General features: G+C 69.4%; 14 protein-coding genes and 1 pseudogene. 2 read left to right on the top strand and 13 right to left on the bottom strand.

What is annotated here, in order from left to right:
- Positions 1-6 precede the first annotated feature (6 nt).
- On the bottom strand, positions 7-543 hold the full coding sequence (locus F8M74_RS15230; RefSeq protein WP_141253182.1) for a YceI family protein: 537 nt from the start codon (positions 541-543) through the stop codon (positions 7-9).
- A 397-nt stretch (positions 544-940) separates the two neighbouring features.
- Here F8M74_RS15230 and F8M74_RS15225 point away from each other — a divergent pair, with 397 nt between their 5' ends.
- Entirely contained in the window at positions 941-2,356 is a 1,416-nt protein-coding gene (locus F8M74_RS15225; protein ID WP_171410195.1) for a radical SAM protein, read from the top strand.
- Here the strand turns inward: F8M74_RS15225 and F8M74_RS15220 are convergent.
- The 3 genes from F8M74_RS15220 to F8M74_RS15210 form a co-directional block, all read right to left on the bottom strand.
- Entirely contained in the window at positions 2,349-6,611 is a 4,263-nt protein-coding gene (locus F8M74_RS15220) for an AAA family ATPase (protein ID WP_141253180.1), read from the bottom strand. The two genes, F8M74_RS15225 and F8M74_RS15220, sit on opposite strands and share 8 nt — an antisense overlap.
- A 10-nt stretch (positions 6,612-6,621) precedes the next feature.
- On the bottom strand, positions 6,622-7,017 hold the full coding sequence (locus F8M74_RS15215) for a hypothetical protein (protein ID WP_141253179.1): 396 nt from the start codon (positions 7,015-7,017) through the stop codon (positions 6,622-6,624).
- A gap of 88 nt (positions 7,018-7,105) precedes the next feature.
- Positions 7,106-7,657: a molybdenum cofactor carrier protein gene (locus F8M74_RS15210; RefSeq protein ID WP_141253178.1), complete on the bottom strand. Its 552-nt coding sequence runs from the start codon at positions 7,655-7,657 to the stop codon at positions 7,106-7,108.
- Between the two features lie 709 nt (positions 7,658-8,366).
- On the opposite strand from F8M74_RS15210, the gene F8M74_RS15200 reads away from it, so the two are divergent.
- Entirely contained in the window at positions 8,367-10,205 is a 1,839-nt protein-coding gene (locus F8M74_RS15200; protein ID WP_228559755.1) for a lipopolysaccharide assembly protein LapB, read from the top strand.
- Positions 10,206-10,287: 82 nt separating this feature from the next.
- On the opposite strand, the gene F8M74_RS15195 is transcribed toward F8M74_RS15200, so the two are convergent.
- From F8M74_RS15195 to F8M74_RS15155, 9 genes and pseudogenes are all read right to left on the bottom strand, one after another.
- Positions 10,288-11,397, bottom strand: coding sequence for an FAD-binding oxidoreductase (locus F8M74_RS15195; RefSeq protein WP_239004923.1), 1,110 nt, complete (start codon positions 11,395-11,397; stop codon positions 10,288-10,290).
- A 1-nt stretch (position 11,398) separates the two neighbouring features.
- Positions 11,399-11,779 carry a hypothetical protein gene (locus F8M74_RS15190; RefSeq protein ID WP_141253174.1) on the bottom strand — a complete coding sequence of 127 codons (381 nt, stop codon included), beginning with the start codon at positions 11,777-11,779 and terminating at the stop codon, positions 11,399-11,401.
- Between the two features lie 12 nt (positions 11,780-11,791).
- The gene (locus F8M74_RS15185) at positions 11,792-12,193 is read right to left on the bottom strand and encodes a hypothetical protein (RefSeq protein WP_141253173.1); all 402 of its coding nucleotides are present in this window, start codon (positions 12,191-12,193) and stop codon (positions 11,792-11,794) included.
- A 202-nt stretch (positions 12,194-12,395) separates the two neighbouring features.
- Entirely contained in the window at positions 12,396-12,857 is a 462-nt protein-coding gene (locus F8M74_RS15180; protein ID WP_171410194.1) for a hypothetical protein, read from the bottom strand.
- Between the two features lie 106 nt (positions 12,858-12,963).
- Positions 12,964-15,261: a lantibiotic dehydratase gene (locus F8M74_RS15175; RefSeq protein ID WP_141253171.1), complete on the bottom strand. Its 2,298-nt coding sequence runs from the start codon at positions 15,259-15,261 to the stop codon at positions 12,964-12,966.
- On the bottom strand, positions 15,258-16,814 hold the full coding sequence (locus F8M74_RS15170; RefSeq protein ID WP_141253170.1) for a hypothetical protein: 1,557 nt from the start codon (positions 16,812-16,814) through the stop codon (positions 15,258-15,260). Before F8M74_RS15170 ends, F8M74_RS15175 begins: the two co-directional genes overlap by 4 nt.
- A complete protein-coding gene (locus tag F8M74_RS15165; protein ID WP_141253169.1) occupies positions 16,811-19,138 on the bottom strand; it encodes a lantibiotic dehydratase in 2,328 nt (775 codons plus the stop codon). The genes F8M74_RS15170 and F8M74_RS15165 overlap by 4 nt, the downstream gene beginning before the upstream one ends.
- Before the next feature lie 52 nt (positions 19,139-19,190).
- Positions 19,191-22,337, bottom strand: a complete 3,147-nt coding sequence (locus F8M74_RS15160) for a serine/threonine-protein kinase (protein ID WP_141253168.1) — start codon at positions 22,335-22,337, stop codon at positions 19,191-19,193.
- 11 nt (positions 22,338-22,348) lie between these two features.
- Positions 22,349-22,532, bottom strand: a pseudogene (locus F8M74_RS15155) (hypothetical protein); the annotation flags it as partial.

Genomic DNA, 22,532 nt, shown 5'->3' with positions numbered 1-22,532 from the left:
GCCGGCTCAGGCCGTCGCGGGAATGGCCTGGATGTCGAGCTCGAGATCGATCTTCTCGCTGACGAGCCAGCCGCCATTGTCGAGCGTCTTGTTCCAGCGGATGCCGTAGTCGGTGCGGTTGATGGTGGTGCGCGCCGAGTAGATGAGCCGCGAGTTGCCCCACGGGTCCTTCGACGTGCCGATATGCCGGGCGTCGAAGGCCACCGGCTGCGTGACATTGCGGATGGTGAGGTCGCCCAGGAGCCGGAAGCTGGCACCGCCCGCAGGTTCAATCCTGGTACTGCGAAAGGTGAGCTTGGGCGCGGCGTCGGCGTCGAGGAAGTCCGGTGAACGCAGGTGCGCGTCCCGGTCTGACGAGCCCGTGTAGATGCTCGCCGTTTCCACGGACATCTCGACTTCACCCTGAGTGGGCTGCTCCGGATTCACGCGGAGGATTCCGGAGAAACGCTCGAAGCGACCGTGGACTCGCGCCACCACCATGTGGCGCGCGACGAAGAGGACGGACGAGTGGGAAGCGTCGATGTTCCAGGTGCTGACAGTCATGGGAGGGCGCTCGGCGGATGAGGGGGCGGGGAGAAACCGGTGCGCGCCGGGGGGGCGCAAGCGGACCCTGACTAGATAATGACCCACTCATTGAAACTCCATGCACACGGTGTGACGAAGCCGACTGCACGATGAACCGCGCGCGAAACACGACAGTCTGGAACTTGCGATGGTTCCGTCTCATCCTTCCGCTTGAGCGCGTGTTGCGGGGTGTGGAGTGGACGTTCATGCATCGCCCGCGTCGCCGGTCCCCGACATCAAGCCGCTGTCATTTTGCGTGAAGCTTGAAACGGGGGGATTCTGCTTTCACGGCCAGGCCGGGGGGAGCCGAACCATGTGACAAGTGCTCCTTGCCGCACCGTGGCCACGCCGCCTCGTCTTGGAGCCACGTCATCGCATGCGGATTGCCGTCATCGCCACGTACACGCACCCCACCCGGCTGCGCCTCAAAGAGCCCTCCATCATGCAGTCCTCCGTGCCGGAGCTCATCGCCGGCCTGTGCCCCCCGCACGTGGAGGTGGAGATCTTCAACGAGAAGGAGCGCGACATCCCGATGGACCGCCACTGGGACCTCGTCTTCTTCTCCTATCTGCACTCCTTCTACGAGCACACCAAGGTGCTCTCCACCCTCTTCCGCCAGCGAGGAATGACGACAGTCGCCGGCGGCCGCCACGCCAGCTACTTCCCAGACGACGCACAGCAGTACTTCGACGCCGTCATCACCGGCGAGCCCGAGGCCAACGTTCCCGCGCTCATCGAGGACTTCGAGAAAGGCCAGCTCCAGCCGCGCTACCAGCACCCGCCGCTGGGCCCCGCCGCCATCCGGCCCTACCGCTACGACCTCATCGACTTCACCCACAACAAGCTGCGCCTGCCAGGCATCGAGGCCTCACGCGGCTGCCCCTTCTCCTGCAACTTCTGCGTCCTCACCGGCAACGAGCGCTACCGCTATCGCCCTGTCGCCCACGTCATCGACGAAATCCAGCAGCACATGCACTGGAACCCCAACTTCATGGGGCTGATGGATGACGCCTTCGTGTTCCTCGACAACAACCTCGGTGGTTCACCGAAATACCTGCGCGAGCTGTGCGAAGCCCTCATCCCGCTCAAGAAGACGTGGGGCTGCGCCCTCACCTTCAACGTCCTCAAGGACGAGTCGCTGGTGAAGCTGATGGCCAAGGCGGGCTGCCGCTACGTCTACACAGGCCTGGAGTCCCTCAACCCCGACTCCATCAAGGCCATGAACAAAGGCCAGAACAAGCTGAGCGAAGTGGACGCCGTCATCCGCCGCGTCTTCTCCTCCGGCATCCTGTTGTCCTTCGGCCTCATCGTGGGCTCGGACGGAGACACCAACGCGTACCTGGAGAAGCTCCCCGAGTACCTCTCCGACCTCCAGTACTTCTCCGTTACCTTCCTGGGCATCGTCTGCCCCTATCCGGAGACGCCCTTCTTCCGCGAGCTCCAGGAAGAGAACCGCCTGCTGCCAGGCACCTTGAGCCGCGACTACGACGGCTACACGCTCTGCCACCGTCCCAAGAACCTGGACACATCCGAGGTGGTGGAGCACTTCCACCGGCTCTGCGCGCAGCTCGGCAGCCTGCCCAACATCGCCCGCCACTATTGGTCCAAGCTCACGATGAGCGACGTGCCCCGGTACAAGCAGACCATCCTCTTCTCCGGGCCCGAAATCGTGAGCATCCGAAACCCGGTGAAGAACACGGCACGGCGCTACATCGCCGGGCAGGACGCCTTGGAGTACTGGGACACGCAGCAGATGGCCCAGCTTGGCCTTCAGCCGCAGCGGCTCACGTGAGCGCCGCCGCCAGCATCGGCGCCGCATCCTGAGGCCCGGACTCCAGCCGATCCACCCGCCGCAGCTCCGCCTGCGCGTCGATGGCGGTGAAGATGCCACGCGCACGGGCGAGCAACGCCGTGCGCCGGTGAGGCAACGCCGCCGCCGCGTCCAGGTAGGCCACGCCCGTCTCCCAGCGGTTGGGCGTGGCCTCCAGCACCTCGAGCGCGCGGTCGAACAGCGGCTCCGCGGCCTTCGCGCCCCGCTTCAGCGCCTTCGCACGCGCCATCACCCGCATGGCCGGGCCGCGCAGGTATGGGTAGAGCGCCCCCAACGCCCGCGCCTTGAGCGCGCAGCGGCGGTAGAGGGCCCATAGTTGTTCGCGCGGCACGGAGACAGCGCCCTGCTCCAGCGCGAAGAGCGCGCCCTCCGCCGCGTCCACGAGACCAATCTGGAGGAAGGGCACCAGCACGTGGTAGCGCCACAGCGCCTCGTCGGCGCGCACCGCCATCAGCGCGGCTTCCTCCACCTGGTGCTCGCGCACCGCCACGTTGACCAGGTGATTGAGGCTGGCGCACTGGTTGGCCAGGTCCTGGACGTCGATACTGATGCGCAGGCCTTCCTCCAGCTCCGCGCACAGCTCTCCCACGTCTCCATCGCCCCGCAGGTAGCGGCACATGGGGACCCACGCGTGGGACCAGCCCTGGTGCATCAGCGCGTTGAGCTCCACGCCCACGCGCCCCATCTCCCGGTACGCGCGCTCCGCGTCCTCGAAGCGCGAGGCCAGGAACTGGCTGGTGGCCAGCATCATCAGGCCCGTCTGCACCTCCCACATGTCCCCCACCTGCCGCAGCAGCGACACCGCCTGCTCGCCGTACTCGGTGGCGCGGGCCTGCTCGTTGGTGAAGATGGACTGCGTGGCCAGCCGGCTCAACGCCACGCCCTCCGCCGCCGTATCCCGAGAGCGCCGCGCATGCTCTAGCGCGCGCTGACACCAGTGCCCTGAGCGCCCCACCATCCCCGAGCCGAACAGCAGTGAGCCGTAGTAGCTGGTCGCCAGGCTCAGGCCGTACTCACTGCGCGAGCGCTCCGCCATCGTCGTGGCCACCAGCGTGGCCCAGGTGAGCTTCCCGATGTCCGCGAAGTAGTAGATTTTGATGAGCGAGATGAGCGTGGACAGCTGCTTCAGGTACAGCGGCAGCCGCGCGCCCAGTGGCCGCACCAGCCAGGGGAACAGGCCGTAGAGCAGGTGCAGCCCCATGGCCAGCACCGAGCGCAGCACCAGCGCCGCCATGCCCCGCGGCATCGTGCGCCCCATGAGCTCCAGCGCCGTCTCCAGTTCCTGGATGGCGCGCTTTGACTCGCCCTTCTCCTGGTAGGCCCGGCCCAGGCCCAGGTGAATCTCCGCGCGGCGCGGCACCTGCTCCTCGTCCGCCAGGCACTGCTCGAACATGAGGATGGCGCCCGCGTAGTTTCCCGCGTTGAGCAGGGTCTCCGCCAGTTCCTTCATCACGACGTGCGTCTTGCGTAGGACCTCCTCCGGGTCCAACGCCACGGTGCCACCCAGGATCTCCATGGCCCGGTTGTAGTGGTGGACGGCGTCGTCGTTGGCGTACTGCTCGCGCGCGCTGCGCGCCGCCATCAACGTGTACTCCAGGCCCTTCACCTCGTCGTTTCCAGCCAGCGAGTGGTAGGCCAGGATTCCCGCCGACTTGACGGGGTTCTCCCCGGCGCGGGCCTCGATGAAGCGCGCCATGCGCCGGTGCAGGTCCTCGCGCGCGGACACCAGCAGCGTGGTGTACGCCACGTCGCGGATGACGATGTGCTTGAAGATGCAGGTGAAGGGCTCCTCCAACTCCAGGAGGATGAGCCCCAGCCGCGTCAGCGTATCGATGGCCTCGCGAATCCGCTCCGGGGACACCGAACCGGGCGCCAGCGCGGCCACCGCCTCCAGCGTGAAGATGCGGCCCACCACGGAGGCCACGCGAACCACCAGCTTCTCCGTCTCCGAGAGCAGGTCGATGCGCGCCAGCACCACGTCCTGGATGGAGTCCGGCAGCTCCAGCCCCTGCAGGCTGCGCTTGAGCTCCAACCGCTCCGCGCCCGGCGCCACCGGTCCCAGGTAGCCCTTCTCCACCATGCCCTGGACGATGGACTCAGTGAAGAACGGGTTGCCCTGCACCTTGGCCAGCAGCAGGTCCTCCAGCGCCGTGGCCGGCGTCTCCATGCGCAGGTGCAGCCGCAGCAGCGCCCGCGTGTCCTCGTCATCCAGGCTGGACAAGTCCAACCATCGCAGCCCGGGCAGCCCCTTGAGGCTCTTGAGGTGCTCGCCCGGCCGCATCGTCACCAGCAGCGTCACCCGCAACGGGGACAGCCGCGCGGCGACGAACTCGATGAGGTCGACGGAGATGTTGTCGGCCCAGTGCAGGTCCTCGAAGAAGAGCAGCACCGGCGTCTGGCGCGACACCTTCTCCAGGAGCTGGAGGATGATCTGGAAGAGCTTCTGGTTCTTCCGCCGGGCATCCAGGTCGCGCGTGAGCGGTGACTCCTCCACGGGCACCCCCAGGATGCCCGCGAGCACGGGTATCCATTCCGGCCCCGTGTCCTCCAGGCCCGCGAAGCCCTGGCGCAGCTGGGACAGCTGCGTCTCCACGTCGTCGCCTTCGTGCAGGCCGAAGAGCTGGACCAGCACCTCCTTCCACGGGAAGAAGGGCGTGAACATCTCGTACGAGTAGCAGATGCCGTAGAGGCTGTGGGCCCCCCGCGCCTCCGCCACCTCCACCACCTTCGCGCCCAGCCGCGACTTGCCGATGCCCGCTTCGCCCGACACCACGCAGATGCGGCCGTGGCCCTCCAGCGATTCGTCGACGGCCTGGCGCAGCGCCTCCACCTCGCGCTGCCGGCCGACGATGTCGCCCTTGCCCTTGAGGAACAGGCTGCGGCGCACCTCCGCCGACAGCCGGTAGACAGGCACCGCGCGTGACACGCCCTTGAGCCGCGCATCCTCCACGAACTCGGTGTCGAAGCCGCCCTGGTGCAGCTTGCGCTCCGTCTGCGCATCGATGTGGATGCCGCTGCCCTGCCCGTGCGTCATCAGGCGGGCGGCCATGTTCACGACTTCGCCGAGCGCGGAGTACCCCTTGCGCCAGGGCGATCCCATGTCGCCGAAGTAGGCCGGACCGGTGGCGATGCCAATCTGCAGCGATGAGACGAAGGGGAAGGACTCCCGCTCCCGCATCAGCTTGCACGCGAGCCGGCAGGCCAGCACCTCCTTGCTCTGCAAGGCCGTGGGCGCGCCGAAGATGACGTAGAGGACGTTCCCCTTGTCGGTGAAGTCCGTCATCAGCAACACGCCGCCGTGGTGCGCGCTCTCCCGCTGGACGTATTCGTAGAAGGCGTTCAGCTCGCGGGTGAAGTCCTCCGGCCGCGCGGACGCACGCTGACTGTCGAAGCGGAGGAAGAAGCAGGTGACGTCGCGGAAGTCGCCGCTGAACTCCTGGTGCGCCGTCGTGATCTTCGTGAAGAGCACCGGGTGCAGCAGCAGCGAGCACCGGGCCACCATCTCCGGCCCCGAGGGCAACACGAAGCCGGGCGCTGGAGGCACGCGCAACGGCACGGTGGGCGCCAGGCGGTACGCGTTGCCGCGGGCCTCGCCTTGACGGGCCGGCTCCGGCAGCAGGGCCCACGCCTCCGGGCTGAGCAGCACCTCCCCCACCGTGGCCCGCTTCTCCGCCGCCACCGCCTGCGCCAGCGGCTGGCCGATGAGCGCGGGGTGCATCCACATGCCCGTGGCGCCCAACACCACCCGGTGGGCTTCGCCGAACCCGATGCCGATGCGCGACGACACGCTGAAGCGCTGGCCCAGCAGCTCCAACTTCGCGAAGCGGGACAGCCGCTGCTGGACGTCCAACGCACACCGGGCCGCGCGCTGCACCGCGCCGCTGGCGTCCACGCCCGGCTCCACCTCGAAGCAGGCCAGGATGGAGTCACCGGCGAACTGGTAGATGTCGCCGCCGTGGTCCTTCACGACGTCGATCATCTCCGTGTAGTAGCTCGTCAGGAGCCGCTGGAGCGCATCGATGCCGCGGGGCCCGGCGCCACTCAGGCTGACGACGATGGGCGTGAAGCCCGCGATGTCCAGGAGCAGGATGGCGCCTCGCACCGGCTCCACGAGCGGCAGCGCGTGCGCCTCCGTGCGCTCCAGACGCCGGAGCACGGCGCCGGGGATGTAGGGCGCCAACGTCGCGAGGATGGGGTCGATGTCCACCGGAGACATGGGCGTGCGCTCAGCTCAGGGCGTTGAAGCGGATCCACATGGCCAGCACGCCTACCACCGCATAGAAGCCGATCTCCACCGTCTCCGACACCGGCTGCGCCTTCTTCAGCGCTCCCCAGGTATGGACAACCACCATTCCCGCACACACCCAGCCGATGAGGTCGAAGATGGCGGGGCCTGGCCGTGACACGAAGCGGGCCGCCGTGAGGATGATGGCCAGCGCCACCGCTCCCAGGCAGCGCCCGAAGTACACCGTGAGGTGATTGTTCCCCTCCGGCAGCCGCCACCCGAACCAGCGCGCCCACGTCAGGGGCATCAGCAGCAGGGGAATCGCGATGACGACCAGGAAGAGCGTCCCGGCGATGACGAGGAACCAGCTGGCGAGCGGATGGTCGGGACTGATCATGATGGCGCACTCGAGACGACGCGGCCCGCCCTGCCTGGGTGGCTCCCGCCCGTTCCCCCGAGTGCATCATCCTAGACGTTTCCAGCGGCTACGGCACGGCCAGGCGGAGCGGATCACGCACCGCGGCCCGGAGGAACTCGGCCACCCGCTCCAGGGAGTCCGTCCGCTCCAGCTCCGCTGGGAAGCGCCGGAACGACTCCGGCGGCCCGTAGAGGATGACCGGCTTGCCATAACGCAGGGCCAGGGCCGCCTCGGCCACCGTGCCCGCGCCCCCGGGCAGTGACACCAGGGCGTGCGGCGTGAGCACGTTGATGTGATTGCGGCTGAGCGGCTCCGTCCCCTGCTCTCCGCTGAGCGGCAGATGCGTGTAGATGGGCAGCTCCACGTTGGGATTGGGGTAGCCCGAACGGGGCCGGTACTCGCCGCCCTCCACCGTGCCTGGGACGATGCCAATGGAGATGCCGTGCCGGTACTCCACCTGGACGAAGGCATCCGCCGCCGTCCGCATCACCCCGCTGCCCGCGCCCGTGAGCAGGTCGAAGCCCGCCTCGGCGATCCACCGGACCAGCGGGATGACCCGCTCCGCGTGGTCCTCCTTGCCAGAACCGAAGACACCGATGATCCGCCGTGGCCTGCGCATGGGCTCTGCTCCTTCCCCCGGTATGACGGGCCCCTCCTCCAGCTTGTTCCAACCGCGCGCCGTATTCCTCTCACGACGGTTCATTGCCCCACATTCCCCCCGCCGGGCGTTCACCGATGGAAGCCTTCACACGTGGAGCGTGACGGATTGGACGCTTCACCTGTCAGACCCCCTCTCTACCTTCATCCGCATGCGACTGGAGGTCGTCCATGTTCGACAGTTGTGGAGGATGTGAGCGCCGCGGAAGCTCCGGTGAAGTGTTCGACTGGTGCGCCCACTGCGAGCTGTCCCTGTGCCCCCGCTGCATGGAGCGCGGCTGCTGCGACAATGAGCCCGCCGATTCCGGCCGCTCGGCGCCCCGGTGCCTGCCAGAGCCTCCCGAGGACGACGAGGCCACGGCCCTTCCTGAGCACTTCGGCGGCCGGTGCTGCACACGCGCCCGCGCCGTGGCGTGCTCCTGCGCCTTCCACTGGGTTTGCGCTCACCACGGCGATCAGCACATCGGCACGCATGACTGACGTTCCCGTTCTCCGCTGGGAACGGATCTCCAGGCGCTGGGCTCGACACATCCTGCTACGCCCGGAATGTGACGTTTCACCTGATATTTTCCGGGCAGGCCAGATTGCTCAGTTCCTGAGAGGGTGTGAAGATGCGTGTGAGACAGATTTTGTGTCTCGCCCCCACCTTGCGCCCCTCCGAGGAGCCTCCCGTGAGTCCCCCCTTCGCGCGTCCCCGCGAGCTGGCTGTCACCGTGGAGACGTCGCTGCCCGCCGCGCTGCCCTCGCACGCCATCGAAGTCGACGTGGGGGTGGCCCTGCCTGTCGCGTTCGGTGGGCTGAGAAAGGTCCTTCGCGCGTGTGAAGCCGCCGCGCCCCAGGTCGTCCACACCCTGTCCCGCGCCCATCCCTCCGAATGGAACCGGCTGTTTCCCGGCGCCATCGACGGCGTGCCGGACCTCGGTGACCTGGCGCTGACGCCCTCCGAGCGCCGCCTCCACCGCGAGTCGGAGCAGATGTTCTGGGTCCTCAACGTGGCCGCGAAGGCCATCGTGGAGACGCTGCGCGTCAGCGGCCGGCCCCTGGTGCTCCATGGCGCGGGTGAATGTGACCTGGTGAGCCTTCGCGCGGTGATGCGGGCGGCCGAGTGGAGCCGCTTGGAAGGGCTGGACGGCACCCTGTTGTTCACCGGGTGGAACGTGCGCCGGCCCCATGGCGCGGAGTCCTTCGAGTTCCGGCGGCAGGCCTACCTGGATGCGCTGTGCGACCGGATGCGTGCGCCCCGCGTGCCGACGCCCGGTCCGGTGTCATCGCGCGCGCTGGAAGCGCCGGTGGACCTGGAGGGGCGCTATCTCCAGGTCGCCGTGGACGCGGCCCAGGCGCCCGAAACACGGGTGGCCGCCGCCATCCTCGCCATCCGGAGCTGCTTCTTCACCACCAACTACGAAGGCGCCATGCTGGCCGCCGAGCAGGGGCTGGCGGTGCTGGCGGCGAACGCGGACGCGGCATTGGCGTCTCGCGTGGTCCAGGCCTGGGAGACGCTGGACACGGGCTTCGCCACGCCCGCCATCGAGATTGACCGCGCCAGCCTGGGTGACGTCGAGGAGCTGAAGGCCCTGTTCGCGCGCAGCATGGGCGTGGTCCATGTCTACACCGGCGCGCACGACGCGGCGATGGAGGCATTTGGGCGAGGGCTGGCATGCCGGATTCCTCCCGAGCTGGTGGCGCGGCTGCACATGTTCCGCGCGCTCACCCTGACGAAGCGCTTCGGACAGCTTCCCAACGCGCGGACGGAGGTGGCCGCGGGACTGGCCGCGCTGGAGCGCAGCACATCGCCAGACCGGGCGCTCCAGGAGGGCTGGCTGCGCAATGTCTGCGCGCTGACGTGGTTCCTGGAGCGCAAGCTGGACACTGCGCTGGTGGAGGAGAAGCAGGCCATGCGCTGCGTGGGGGACCTGCACGACGCGAGCGCCACGCACCTGAAAATCAACCTCATCTCCAACGCCAGCTATCTGCAGGAGACGGCGCGGCAGTTCGGTGATGCCATCGCCACGTGGCGCCGGTTCGAAAAGATCAGCGAGAGCTGGGGCGTGAACTTCGCCAAGCACCACCGCTACCGGCTGGCGGGGCTGGAGCTGGCCGCTGGCGAGCGTGACGCGGCGGTGGCCCACTTCACCGAGGCGTTCGCCAACGCCGATGCGCTGGGTGACTCGTTCCACCGGCAGGTGATTGCCGCGGAGCTGGGACGCTTGCTCCTGGACGAGCAGAAGCCCGCTGTCGCCGTGGACTGGTTCGTTCGCGCGGAGGAGCATGCGCGCGCCATTGGGGACCCGCTGAAGACGGCGGAGAGCCTGGCTGGACAGGCCGTGGCGGCTGGGCGCACGGACTGGTCGGAGGCGGTGCGGTGCGCTGAGGCGAGCACGACGTGGCCGAAGCAGACGGAGGCGCTGAAGGCCGCGCTCGCACAGGGGGATGCGAAGGCGGTACACGAGGTGCTGCCTCGCGCCCGGACGAAGCTCAACCGCCCGTTTGACCCGGTGAACCTGTACTGACGTCCCGCTGGGGCGCGGCGCCTTCCCCGGGCGAGTGCCCCACCGGCGCGCATCAGCGCATCCGTGAGCTCCGAGAACCTGCTCAGCGCGTTGTGAGCGGAGAACCGTCGGTGATGCGCGCGGGCGAGAACGGCTCGGCGGCGGCACAATGGCCGTGCGCCACGAGCTCCGCGAGCAAGGCACCGGCATACGCACCGGTCAGGATGCCCTGGCCACCCAGCCCCGTGGCGACGTAGGTGCGCCGGGTGCCGGGATGACGGCCGATGTACGGGTGGCCATCCGGCGTCGCGGCCCGCAGCCCCGCCCATGCGCGGACGAACCGGGCGTCACGCAGTCGCGGCGCCAGCTTCGCGACGGTGGCACTGAGGTGCAGCAGGCCCGCGGGCGTCACCTGCTCCACGAAGCCCGCGTCCTCCTCCGTCGCCCCCACGACGATTTCGCCCGAGCGCCACGGCGCCAGGTACGAGGGCCCCGAGACGACGCGCGTCAGGTGCAATCCGGGCTGGTGCACCACCAGCATCTGCCCACGCAAGGGCTTCAACGCCAACGAAGGCAACCCCTCCACGCCTGCCGACCAGGGCCCCGCGCACACGAGCAACCGGTCCGCCCGGAACGTCTCCCCTTCCGTCTGGACCTCAACCCCCGTGAAGGATTCTGAAACGGAGCGCGCGGCCACGCCCAGCCGCAACTGCACGCCCACGTGGGCAGCGGCCTTCAGGAGCGCGTCGACGTAACCATCCGTGTCCACGAGGTGGCCCTGGTCCGTCTCGAAGGCACCGAACAGCGGCGTACCTTCCAGCGCGGGCTCAAGCGACACCAGGCTCGCGGCATCCCGCCAGGTGCCCAGTCCTTCCGCATCCGCCACCGCTTTCGCCGCCAGCGCATCGCGCGCCTTCGCGTCCGCGACGACGCGGAGGATGCCGTTGCCTCGGCGAAGCTGGTCGCCTCCCGGAAGCGAGGCCAGGTCCTCCGCCAGGGTGCCGCGGCCCGCCCGGGCGAACGCCAGCATCACCGGGTCATCGAACAGCCGCACGGATGGAATGGCGACTCCGGCGGCGGCGCGCGAGCCCCGGCCTCCGGGCTCCACGGCGTCCAGCACCGTGACGCTCGCGCCCAAAGCAGAAAGCCGGCGCGCGGCCGAAAGGCCCACGACACCGGCTCCGAGAATCAAGATGTCGGCCCCAGGCTTCATTTCACCTGAGGCGCTTGGCGATGACGTGAAAGCCACCATCCACGTAGATGAAGCCGTGCCGCTCGGCGCGCTTCACCACCGCGTCCAACTGGGTGTAGCCCACCAGCACTTGAAACCCGAGCCTCGTGGACTCCTCACAGATGGCAGCCACCACGAGGTCGACGGCGGCGCTTCGCTCTTCCTTGGACAGCCCCGGCGCGGCCACCAGGGTTTCAATCATGGCCAGCGAGCTGTCGGTCCGGTAGAGAAACCCCGCCGCCTTGCCAGGAATGATGAAGCCCGTCTGCGGAAGCGTCTCTGGCGTGACGGCATCGTTCCAGAACTGCAGCCACTCCTGCAGTTGAGCGAAGTGCAGCTCTGGAACGTAGGGGATGGGCGTCATCCGGCGATGCTATTACGAAACCAGGAACTGCGACATGCGCTGCGCGGACAGCTCGGCCGCGTTGTTCATGCCCAGCTGGCTCAGGCCCGTCTTCGCCGTGTTCTTCATCAGGTCGCCCAGCACGTCGGTGATCTTGCTCTTGCCCGTGGCCAGGTTGAGGGCGCTGCTCACCAGACTGTTGCCGCCCGCGCCGTCCATGAGGAACTGGCTGGCGAACTTGCCCACCGTGTTCTTCAAGGCGCCGCCACCCGGAATCAGGTCCGTCGCCGCGCCCATGAGCGCCTGGAGCGGGTTCTTGCCCTGGATGAGGCCGCTGGCGAAGCCCATCGCCGCGCCCAGCAGCGGGTTGACCGCGGAGACGAACGGCTTGACGACGTTCAGCACCTTGCCAACGATTCCCTTGAGACCGCCCATGGTAATTCCCCTTGAGAGGATGGCTGCGGTGCAGCCATCAAGTGCATCCGATGTGAGAATTGTCGGGGGACGGGCGTATTTGTTTCCCCGTTACCCGAAAAAACCGGACGCCACTCAAAAGACCGTTTGAATTCAGGAACTTAGCTCAGGGGCAAGGCACCGGGGATTCCGAGAAATGATCCCCGGGCAGTTCCTCCGCCGATCAATTCTTGTCGGTGGAAGGCTTCTTGCCTTCCGTGGCGTGCAGATCGCCGGCGGACGTCCCCTTGCGGCTCTCGGGAGCGCCCTTCTGCACCGCGTCGGACGCGAGCGCCGACTTGTAGCGAGCATCCGCGTCCTGGTCGCTGAAGCCGTCCCGCTGATGCGCCCGGCTGATGACGACGCGGCCGTCGACGATGTCCTGCAGGTGCCCCTGAAGCTCCTCGATGGTGGGCACGTTGGGGTCCTTGGCCTTCAGCTCCTCGTCGGGGACGATCTGGATCTGAGGCGGCTTCTCCGGGTTGAGGGCATAGTCGATGATTTTCTCGACGTACTCCTCGACGGGCACCTTGAGCAGACGGGCCTGCTCCTTCACGTCCGCGTCGGCCAGCAGCTCCGCGCGAACCTCCTCCACCGGCCGCTTCAGCTTCTTGGCGGGGGGAGCGACGACGTTTTCACCGGACATTGACTGTCTCCTCAAAAGGACCCGAAATCCTGGCAAGGCGGGAAGCACCTCCAGGCCGGGGAAGGGACCATTCTGGTAACCGATGCGCCCCGGTTGTCAAAGGGCGTCAGGCCGGTACTTCGCTCCAGCGGGTGAACTGCATCCGCAGTTCGCAGGTGTAACGGCCCCGCTCGTCCTTCAGCCAGAGCTGCTCCGGTGCCGGGTACATCTCCTCCACGGACAGGCGCTCCGCGTCCCGAGCCAGGTGTGACAGCAGGTCCACGGCGAAGGGGCTCGCGGTGTCGATGAGGTACGGCTTGCGCTCCTTCGAGCTGCGCATGAACACGAAGCGAGGCCACCCACCCGCGCGCCGCTCCCGCTGCACGGCGAGGAAGAGTTCGAAGCCCGCGGGCTTTCCCAGCCGCTCCGCCGCCAGGTTCCAGCGCTCGCGCTGGTACACCGCGCCGCCCACGCTGAGCCGCGGCAGGTGACTGCCCTGCGTCCGCAGCGGCGCGTGCAGCACCTGGGGATGCGCCAGCGCCGCGAACGGTGGATAGGACGAGAAATCATCGAGCGGCAGGTACAGGCTCAGCCGCTCCCCCTTCCCGTCCACCAACACCGGACCTTCAGTCGTGGGAAGGACCTTCACGTTCCCCGGCGTCAGGGCCCCCTCGTCCACATCCAGCACGTCTGACACCGAGTACACCAACCGCCGTCCCGGATAGACGTAGAAGCCCTTGTTGCGCCTGCGGATGGCCAGCCCCACGAGCCCCCGCGCCGCGGTGTCCTGTTCCAGCCAACGCGAAGCCACCGAGGCATACCGCTCTCGCTCGGGCTGGAACGCGCTCAGCCAGCTCCACAGCAGCAGGTGGTGGTGGACCCGCGCCAGCATCACCTCGAAGCCGCTTCCGTCCGGCTTCGCGGCGAGGCACACGTCCGGCAAGGCGTAGCGCCCGCCCGGTGTGGACGTGCCCAGGAAGTCCACGGGCAGCGCACGCGCGCGGCCCTCCTCGGACTCCAGCATCACCGGCGGCACGGGCGAGAAGCGGCTGCCCGTTACGCCATCGGGCCGCAGCCGCACGGCGTAGTCCAGCAGGTCCATGGGGCCCGCATCCGGACCCAGTGCGTCGCGGACCTGCTCCCGGAAGCCCTGTTGCACCTTCTCGCCATAGGCGGCCGACAGCTCCAGCGCGCCTGTCAGCGCCGCCTCCAGCTCCTCGGTGAAGGTCGCGCCGAAGCGCAGCCGAAAAGGCGAGCTCGCCTCCTCGTAGAGGATGAGCCGGTCCGCGTAGACCTGTCCGTCACCTCGGCGCGCGGGCTTGCCCGTAACCTCCGTGAAGGCAGCCTCCAGGCGCGGCAGCAGTTCGCGCCGCTGGGCCAGGTCTCCTCTTTCGAAGTCCGCCTTGAGACGCGCCAGGGCCTCGAACCGCTCCAGCCAGCGTGTGCGTGCCTCCAGGTCGGGGAGCGCCGCCACCGCGTCCCGCACGCTCTCGAAAGTGCTGAAGTCGTTCGGCCGGAACGGCAAGCCCCAGAGCAACAACGCGGTCTTCACCAGCGGCAGCGCCTGGCGCTCGACGTCCACGACCGGAAGGCCAAGCACCCTGGCCGCTTCGGCGGGTGTGGGATGCTCGCGCAGCACGGATAGCAGACGCTCCGCCTCGGGTGACAAGGCGACGTCCAGCTTCAGCGGCTCGCAGCGTGCGCGGCCCGGTGTCACCGTGAAGAGCGGATTGAGGCGCAGCGGCAGGTGCGAGCGCAGCGTGCGCTCCCGCCCCACCGCGCGAGCCAACTCCGTCACCGCCCAGAAGGAGAAGAACGTGCGGCGGCGCGTGTTTCCGCTGGGCACCGTGCGCACGTCGTAGCCGTCATCGGTGGTGCGCTCGCCGTAGGAAATGGGGCCGAAGAAGCTGGTTGTCTCGTTCTTCGCGCAGAAGCGCTGGAGGTATGTGTAGACCTGCCGCTCCACCCGGCGCGCATCGGACGTGTCCGGCCGCTCCCCGCCGCGCAGGTAGCGCACCCAGACGTTGTCGAACATCGCCGGGCTGGAGAGGAACACGGCCTCCTGGATGGCGGGGTCCGCCGCTCGCTCTCGCAGTTGCCGTCGCAGTGTCTTTCGTTCCGCGGTGTAGCTCGCCTGAACGGACGCGCGACGCTCCTGGTAGCGAGCCCATGCGAGCTGAAACGCCGGCCCCAGCCGTGCGTCGATTCGGGGCTCACGCCCCTGGGACAGCGCATCGAGGAGGGCTTGCGCGCCGGACGCGCCCTTCTCCGCGCGCACGGCGTCCACGAGCGCGTCCTCGGCCTCGAGCAAGCGGGCGACGTCGTCCAGCACCGCCTGAGACATCCCCAGCGACTCCAGCCAGTCGAAGGGAAAGCCCGCGTGCCGCAGCACGAATACCTCGCCCAACGTCCAGGGCTCGCTCATCCGTTCACCCTCGTCAGCACCGACCTGGCCACCAGTGTATCCACCAGCTTCTCCCGCTGCGCCTGGGGAACGGCCCCCAGCACGCCGGCCACTTCCATGGGCCGGACGAGGCCGGCGAGCTTCGGCGCCAGCCGCGCGTCCATCGCGAGCACCGAGCCCGTGCGGAGGTTCGCCGCGAACCACGACGGCTTCGGAGCACCATCCAGGCCCGCCGGGAGCTGGACCCATGCACAGTCCGCATCGAGCTGGATGGCCGCTGCGCTCACGTCCGTTGCACGGGGCCGAGACACCTCGGGAAGACACGCGGCGGCGACCCGGCCCGGGCTCAGCGGCCCTCGCGCGAGCAGCCGCGTCGCGAGCCCAGCAAGCACCTGCGGAACACTGGCACTGGGAATGGACCGGGCGTGCTCGAAGGGCCGGCTCCTCGCGAGGTCCCGGTCGTAGGGAGGCGCGCCGACTTTCACGTCCGGCCACAGCAGCGGGCGGCCACTCTCGGGAGGCGTCCGAGGCCAGTGGAAGGGACGCACTCCCGCGAGCTTGTCGAACACCGGTTCCGCGCCCAGCACAGCGAGCGTCGCGTCGAGCTCCGCTTCGTCGACTCCGGGCGCGCCGATCCACCACTCCGCCACGAGGTGAACCCCCGCGTCCCGAAGCCGGCGAGTGCCCTGAGCCAGCGCCTCTCGGGAGACGCGCGCACCCAACGGGTCGCTCCAGGCGTCGTCGTCCACGGCGCAGAACCCCACGACGGCCACCTTGCAGCCGCTCTCCACCAGCACGTCCGGATGCAGGAGCGAATCGAGCGACACATGCCCCGCCCACCCCTCCGCGCCTCCCGTGAGGGCGCGCACCGTGTCCGGAGTGGTGGCTCTCACTTCCAGCGCCTCGGAAAGCCAGACGAGTGACGAGCGGACCGTCTCATCCAATCCGGGCGACACGCGCCAGCGCAGTGGGGCCGCGTCCACGAAGGTGGCGCGCTGGAACACGGACAGTTGAGCCAGGACGGCCCTGTGCGCCCAGGCGAACGGCCCCGCGACTTCGAGCGGTACCTGATCCGGACAGGCCCGCGCCAGCCAGGCCGCGGCAGGCAGTTGCAGGTCGCGTTCGAGCCAGAGCCGCACGCGCTCGGCACCGGCGAAGCGAGCAGCGGCGAGGGTCAGGTCATCCCGATAGGACGCGAGCTGGTCCAAGGAGCGCAAGACGTCCGCGCTCCGCTCGGTCGTGCCGCCTTCCAGCTCTACATCGTCCAGCCGGAGGTGCACCCCGTCGGGCGGCCCCGAAATGGCGGAGAGCACCGCCCCCAGCGCGCGCAGGCGGGTGCTCACGCTCGAGTCCGCGCGCGCATGCAGCGACTGGGCGGCACGCAACAGCAGCAGCTCTCGCATCGTCTGCGCGGTAGCAGGAACTCGCTCGCGTGCGGCGGCGGCGGCCTCCACCGCGTCGTGGGCGAAGACGCGCCGGCAGAAGTCGCGCGCCACGTCGACGCACTGCCACCCTTCCGGCGCCTCTGGGACGAGCGTCACGTCGCGGTGAGGTGGTAGGACGAGCAGCCTCATTCCCGCGCACCGGCAGCGGACTCCGAACCCCACATCAGCGTGCAACGGAGTTCCACGGTATGGCGCCCGCCCGAGGCACTTCGCAGCCAGAGCTGGTCCGGCGAGGGCAGCATCTCCGACAGGATGACCTCCTCCTTCTGCTCCAGCAGGTTGAGGAAGACGCGGAGCAGTGGCGGGCTGCGCACGTCCACCAGCACCGGCTTTCGCTCGTCCTTGAACTTCGCGAAGACGCAGTCCGGCATCCCTCGCTCGCTCCACACGCTCACCGCCGCGCGGAGTCTCGCCGAGTCTTCGCGGCCCGCGAGCAGCGCCTCCCGCTCCGCCTGCGAGAGCCGCCACTGCTCGCGCTGCACGACCACACCGCCCAGGGTCAACCGAGGCGTGTGCTCGCCCAGCGACACGCGCAGCGGGCGGATGCGCGGCAGGGAGAAGGCGGTGTGCACCAGACTGTCCAGCTCACCGTTGTAGAGACACACCTCGGAGCCCAGCCGCTTCGACACCAGCCGCGCCCGCGTTCCATCACTCTCCACGAACAGGTCATCCAGCGGCAGCCGCCACGCGGAGGCGCGGGCACTGACACCGCCCAGCTCCACCACGGGCCCCGGGAACTCCGACGGCAGCAGGCCCGTGCGCCGCGACGCCAACACCGTCACCAGGGGCACCGGCCTGCTCAAGGCGCCGAGCGCCCGCACCATGGCGCTCTCCACCCGGCCGCGCGCCTCGTGGAACTGGAGCGCCCAGCCCCACACCAGCGCCGTGTCGTGCACGTCGCCCATCACCAGCTCGTACTCACCTCGGCTCCAGGCCTCCACGTCCCGGGCCCCCACGAGCAGGTCGATGGACGTGACGAGCGGAAGCGCCTTCGCGTCTCCGTCCAGCGACGGCGGCGTCACCGAGCCCAGGTCCGCGCAGCGCGCGGACGCGTCTCCCACTGCGCCAGCCAGCACCTCCGCCACCGAGCCATCCAACGGCACCGGTCGGTCCGAGTACGCGGCCGCCACCTTCCAGAACGGCACCGTGCGCGCCCCCACCAGCTCCGCCACGGTGGTGCGAGCGGCCTCCCGGGTCCGCCGCGCCGCCACTCCCATCCACGCCAGCGCGGGCTCCAGGCGCGTCACCAGCTCACGCGCCCGCTCACCTCCGGCCTCCAGCCGCAGGTCACCGCCGCACTCCTCCCGGAGCGCCAACCGGTCCTGGTAGAAGTTGTGCGACTCCGACGCGGGCCCTCGCTCGGATGGCGGCGCCACGCCCCACTGCTCACTCGCGCGCTTCGCGAAGGCTGCCTGGAGCGCCATCTTCCCCGCGGCATCCGCGGCGCCATACCCGGCCATCAACGCCAGCAGCGCGCTCAAGCCCTCCACGTGCCGCCGGGCCGCGGAACACGGCAGGCCCGCAACGCGCTCGGCCAGATCGTCCACCGGGTGATGCGTGGCGGCGGGCACCTCGAGCTGATGCGTCAGCAGTCCCTTCTCGCAGCCCATCCGCGCCGCCTCGCGCGCCAGGCCCGGGGCCACGCCCAGCGATGATGCGAGCCCCGCGAGCGTGCGCGTTCCATCCACCGCCTCCACCAACCGGGGCAGCAACGCCTCCGCGCTCTCCGGCGCGGGCAGCGTCTTGCGCGAAGGCACCTCCGCGAAGGCCTTGCGGCGCAGCACCAGCCACGCGGCGACCTCGGGGTCGAAGGCGATGGCGCGAACCAACCCCTGCACCAGCCACGACGCCGCGAAGGTGTTCCGCCCCGTGAGCACCTCCGGCCCGGACCAACGCAGCGTCACACCCGTCGGCGCCGCCGCGTCCGCGCGGCCGTAGTTGATGGGACCGAAGAAGCCCATCGTCTCGTTCTTCGCGCACATGCGTTGCAGATAGCTGGCCACCTGCCGCCGCAACCGCGCGCCGTCTCGCCCCTCCAGCAAGTCTCTCGCCACGGGGGGGCTGGAGCTGGCCACCGCCTCCAGGAAGCGCGGCTCCTGCCGCAGGGCCCTCAGCGCGGACTCCACCGCCAGGGACTCCTGCTTCATCGCCGCATGAAAGGTGGCCTCCGCCTCCTGCGCGGCCCGGGCACGGTCGTTCCATTCCGCGAACAGCTCGGGTGACTCCATTCCCTCGAGGTCCACCGGGCGCCCGGCCTTCAAGGCCGACAGCACCGCGCGCGATGGCCGCTTCACCCGAGGGCCCTGGGCTTTCAGCGCCTCCAACTCCCGCCGCGCCGAGGCCAGCTGGCGCGCGGCCCGTGCGGCCTCCGGGCACCCCAGCCGCTCCAGCCAATCGAAGGGAAAACCCGTGGTGCGAACCACGAGGTGAGGGAAGAGGGTCCAGCCCTTCATGCGTTTCGCACCCTTCGTCCGGGACGCCGCTCGGCGCCCGGCAGCGCGCCGCTCAGTTACGCGGTTGCGACTTCACTTCGATTTGCTGTCCGGGCACGGCCATCACCCACAGCTTGCTGACGCCGCTGGGGCAGCGCACCAGGACTTCCAGCTCCCGGCCCGCTTCGATTCGTGCCTTCAACAGCGGCGTTCCACCCGGCAACAACGCGCCACCGACGTGGACCTCACAGCCAGGGGCCGCGCCCGTCACGCTCAGCAGGCCCGTGGTGCCAGGCTCCGGCGAGGCGTCCGCCAGCGTGCGCACGTCGATGCCCTCGCGCTGCTGCGTGGTTCCGAACCGCCGCAGCTTCCCCTCCACCGCCGTGGAGATGAGCAGCGGGCCGCCCGACGGGTCATGCACCTCCGTCCCCGGCTCGTGGCGCAGGCCGCCGACGTAGACGTGCTCCCCGGGCCCCACATTGACGAAGTTCGAGCCTCCATCGCGCGTCATCACCACCGCCACCACGGCCAACACCAAGGCGCCGCCACCGGTGATGCCCAGAAACTTCCATAGGGGCATCTTGCCCGCCGACGTTTCCGCGGGCGCGGGAGCGCGACTCGCGGGCGCAACGGGCCGCGGCGGAGGCGGCTGGGCGGGACGGGCCGCGCTGGCGTGAGTCCCATGCCCCAGCCCTGGCACCGGCCCGGACGGACGCGGCGCCGCCGGCATGGCGGGCTGCGGCTGAGAGGCACGCGGCGCGGGAGCGGGCCGAGGCAGCGCTTCCGTCCGAGGCGGCGGCGCGCCCAGGTTGAGCGGCACCACCTCGGTGCGGTCGTTCGCGTCGTCCTCGGACACGGCAATGTCGGGGAAGGAGTCGTCCGCCGGAGGCGGCGCAGGAGGCCGCACAGCCGCGCTGGCGACGCCCACGGGCCGTGTCGGGGGCGGCGGGGGAACCGGTGGGCCAGGGCGAGGAGTACCGCCACTGCCACCCATCCCAGGACGGCTTCCGGCCATGGGCACACTGCCCCGGCTGGGCGTCCGTCCATCCGTGGGCGCGGCCATCTCCCCACTGCCGATGTTGCCGCTGCCACTGGCCGAAGGCACCGGACGCGGGTGGCTTCCCGTCCCGCCGACGGCGGACGGCGCGAACTCCACCAGCCGGTCGCCCAGCGTGTCCCGGAAGAACTGGGCCACCGCCGCGGGCGACGAGTTGAGCCGGTGATGCGCCATCACCGCTTCGATTTCCTCGCGCAGCGCGGCGGCGGACGGCGTACGGCGCGCCGGGTCCTTCACCAGCGCGCGGAGGACGAGGTCGGAGACGTCCTGCGGGATGTTCGGCTTGAGCTGCGAAGGGACTGGCGCGGGGTCCCGGACGATGGCTTGCAGCGTCGCCGCGTCGTGGTCCCTGCGAAACGGGAGCGAGCCGGTGAGCAACTCGAAGAGCACCACGCCCAACGCGAACACGTCGTTGCGCGCGTCCAGCGTGCGCCCGGACGCAGCCTCCGGGGAGATGTACGAAATCTTCCCCTTCAGCACGCCCGCCTGCGTGTGCTCCTCGCCCGCCACCTTGGCGATGCCGAAGTCACTCAGCTTGATGGCGCCGTCCAGCGAGATGAGGACGTTGTGCGGGCTGACGTCCCGGTGCACCACCGGGTGCGGCGTGCCCGCGGGGTCCACGTAGGCATGGGCGTAGTGAAGGCCCGCGGCCACCTCCGCGACGATGCGCAGCGCATGCTCCAGCGGAAGCGCCAGGCCCTTGCGCCGCAGCTCGATGACCAGCTTCTTCAGGTCCGGCCCGCGCACGTACTCCATGAGGATGTACGCGACGCCGTCGGACACGCCCACGTCGAACGTCTGCACGACGTTCGGGTGCGTCAGCCGCGCGTTGGCGCGGGCCTCCGCGAAGAGCATGTCGACGAACTCGGGGTTCTCCGCGAACTGCGGGAGAATCTTCTTCATCACCAGGAACTTCTCGAAGCCCTTCACGCCCACCTGCTTGGCGAGGAAGACCTCCGCCATGCCGCCCTGCCCCAGCCGCCGGATGATGCTCAGCTTGGTGCTGCCCAGCGAGTTGGAGATGTCCGTGGACGCGCCCTGGCGGGCCGCCGGGTCGATGTTCGTGGCGCCGAAGAGGTACTGACTGAGGGCGCGCGTCTCCAGCGCCTCCAGGTCCTCCAGCGGCCGGTCCGTCAGCTGCACCCGCGCCAGCAGCCCCTGGAGCTGGGGCATGTGGGGGACGCGCGCGTTGCCGCCGCAGATGGGGCACGGCACTTCCACGCCGGACGCCTGCGCCCGCAACCTGTCCAGGTAATCCACGGCCTGGAGGCGCTGGTGGCTCACCTGCCCGCAGTTGCGGCAGTCACACGGCAGCCACAGCGTGGCCAGCCGCACCGGCAACACCTTGGCCGAGCGCGCCAGCACCGCCAGCGCGGGCGGCGGCACCCGGCACAACACCACGTGCGCGCCCTGCGCCGCCGTCTCCAGCACCTGCTCCAGCTTCGGCAGGGCTTCCGGCTCCACCTTGCTGACGTGGCTGAAGTCGAAGCCGACGCGGCCCTCCAGGCCCGACGCCAGCCGGCGCACGTTGAGGTCACCCTTCAGCGCGCTGGCCAGGGTGATGTACGTGATGTCGTCCTGGATGATCTTCAGGTGCTGCGACAGCTCCGGCTGCTCCGCCGGCATGCTGGCGCGCAGGTAGCGCATGACGACCGGGTCCACCTGACCGAACTGCTGCCGCCGCGCGTAGTCGAAGAACTCGCCCGGCAGGTCCGCGAACTCCAGCGGCCCCTGACACACGGGACAGGAATGGTCGGGCGCGCGTTCCTCGGAGATGACCTGCAACTCGTCCAGCAGGTTCACCAGCCGCAGCCGGTCCTCGTTGCAGGCGCGGCAGGTGTAGGGCGCCAGCACGGAGAGGACGCGGGCGACGCCAGCGAAGCCCTCCACCATGTTGAGCTGGTCCACGATGACGGGCGGCGCGTGGACCACGTAGAGGCCCAGGGCCCCCTGGGGCAGCTTGGCGGCGAACTCAATCCACCGCCGCACGCCGAAGGAGCTGATGCGCTCCACCTGCCCCAAGTCCACCACCAGCAGCCCGCTCATCTCCGGGCTGGCGGACGTCAGTGGGAATGTTTCGTCGATGACGCCGGAAATCCGGACGTGGGTAATCGTCCCCACGCGGAGCCGGCTGATGATGGCGTTGGAAACCTGGCTATCCACCGGCCCTGACCTCATTGAAGACAGAACAGCAGCGACTTGGGTTGTGTGGCGCGGCGGCGGGCCTCCCCCAGGTCCACCACGCACAGGACTCGTGACTCACGGCCAGCGGCCACACGGACGGCCACCACATCGCTGTGCTCCAGGATGCGCCGCAGTCCCAGCCCCGCCCCTCCTCCGGACGCATCCACCTGGACG

The sequence above is a fragment of the Myxococcus sp. CA023 genome (assembly GCF_010998615.1).
Classification (GTDB): Bacteria; Myxococcota; Myxococcia; order Myxococcales; family Myxococcaceae; genus Myxococcus.
This window is presented reverse-complemented; position numbering and strand designations above follow the sequence as displayed.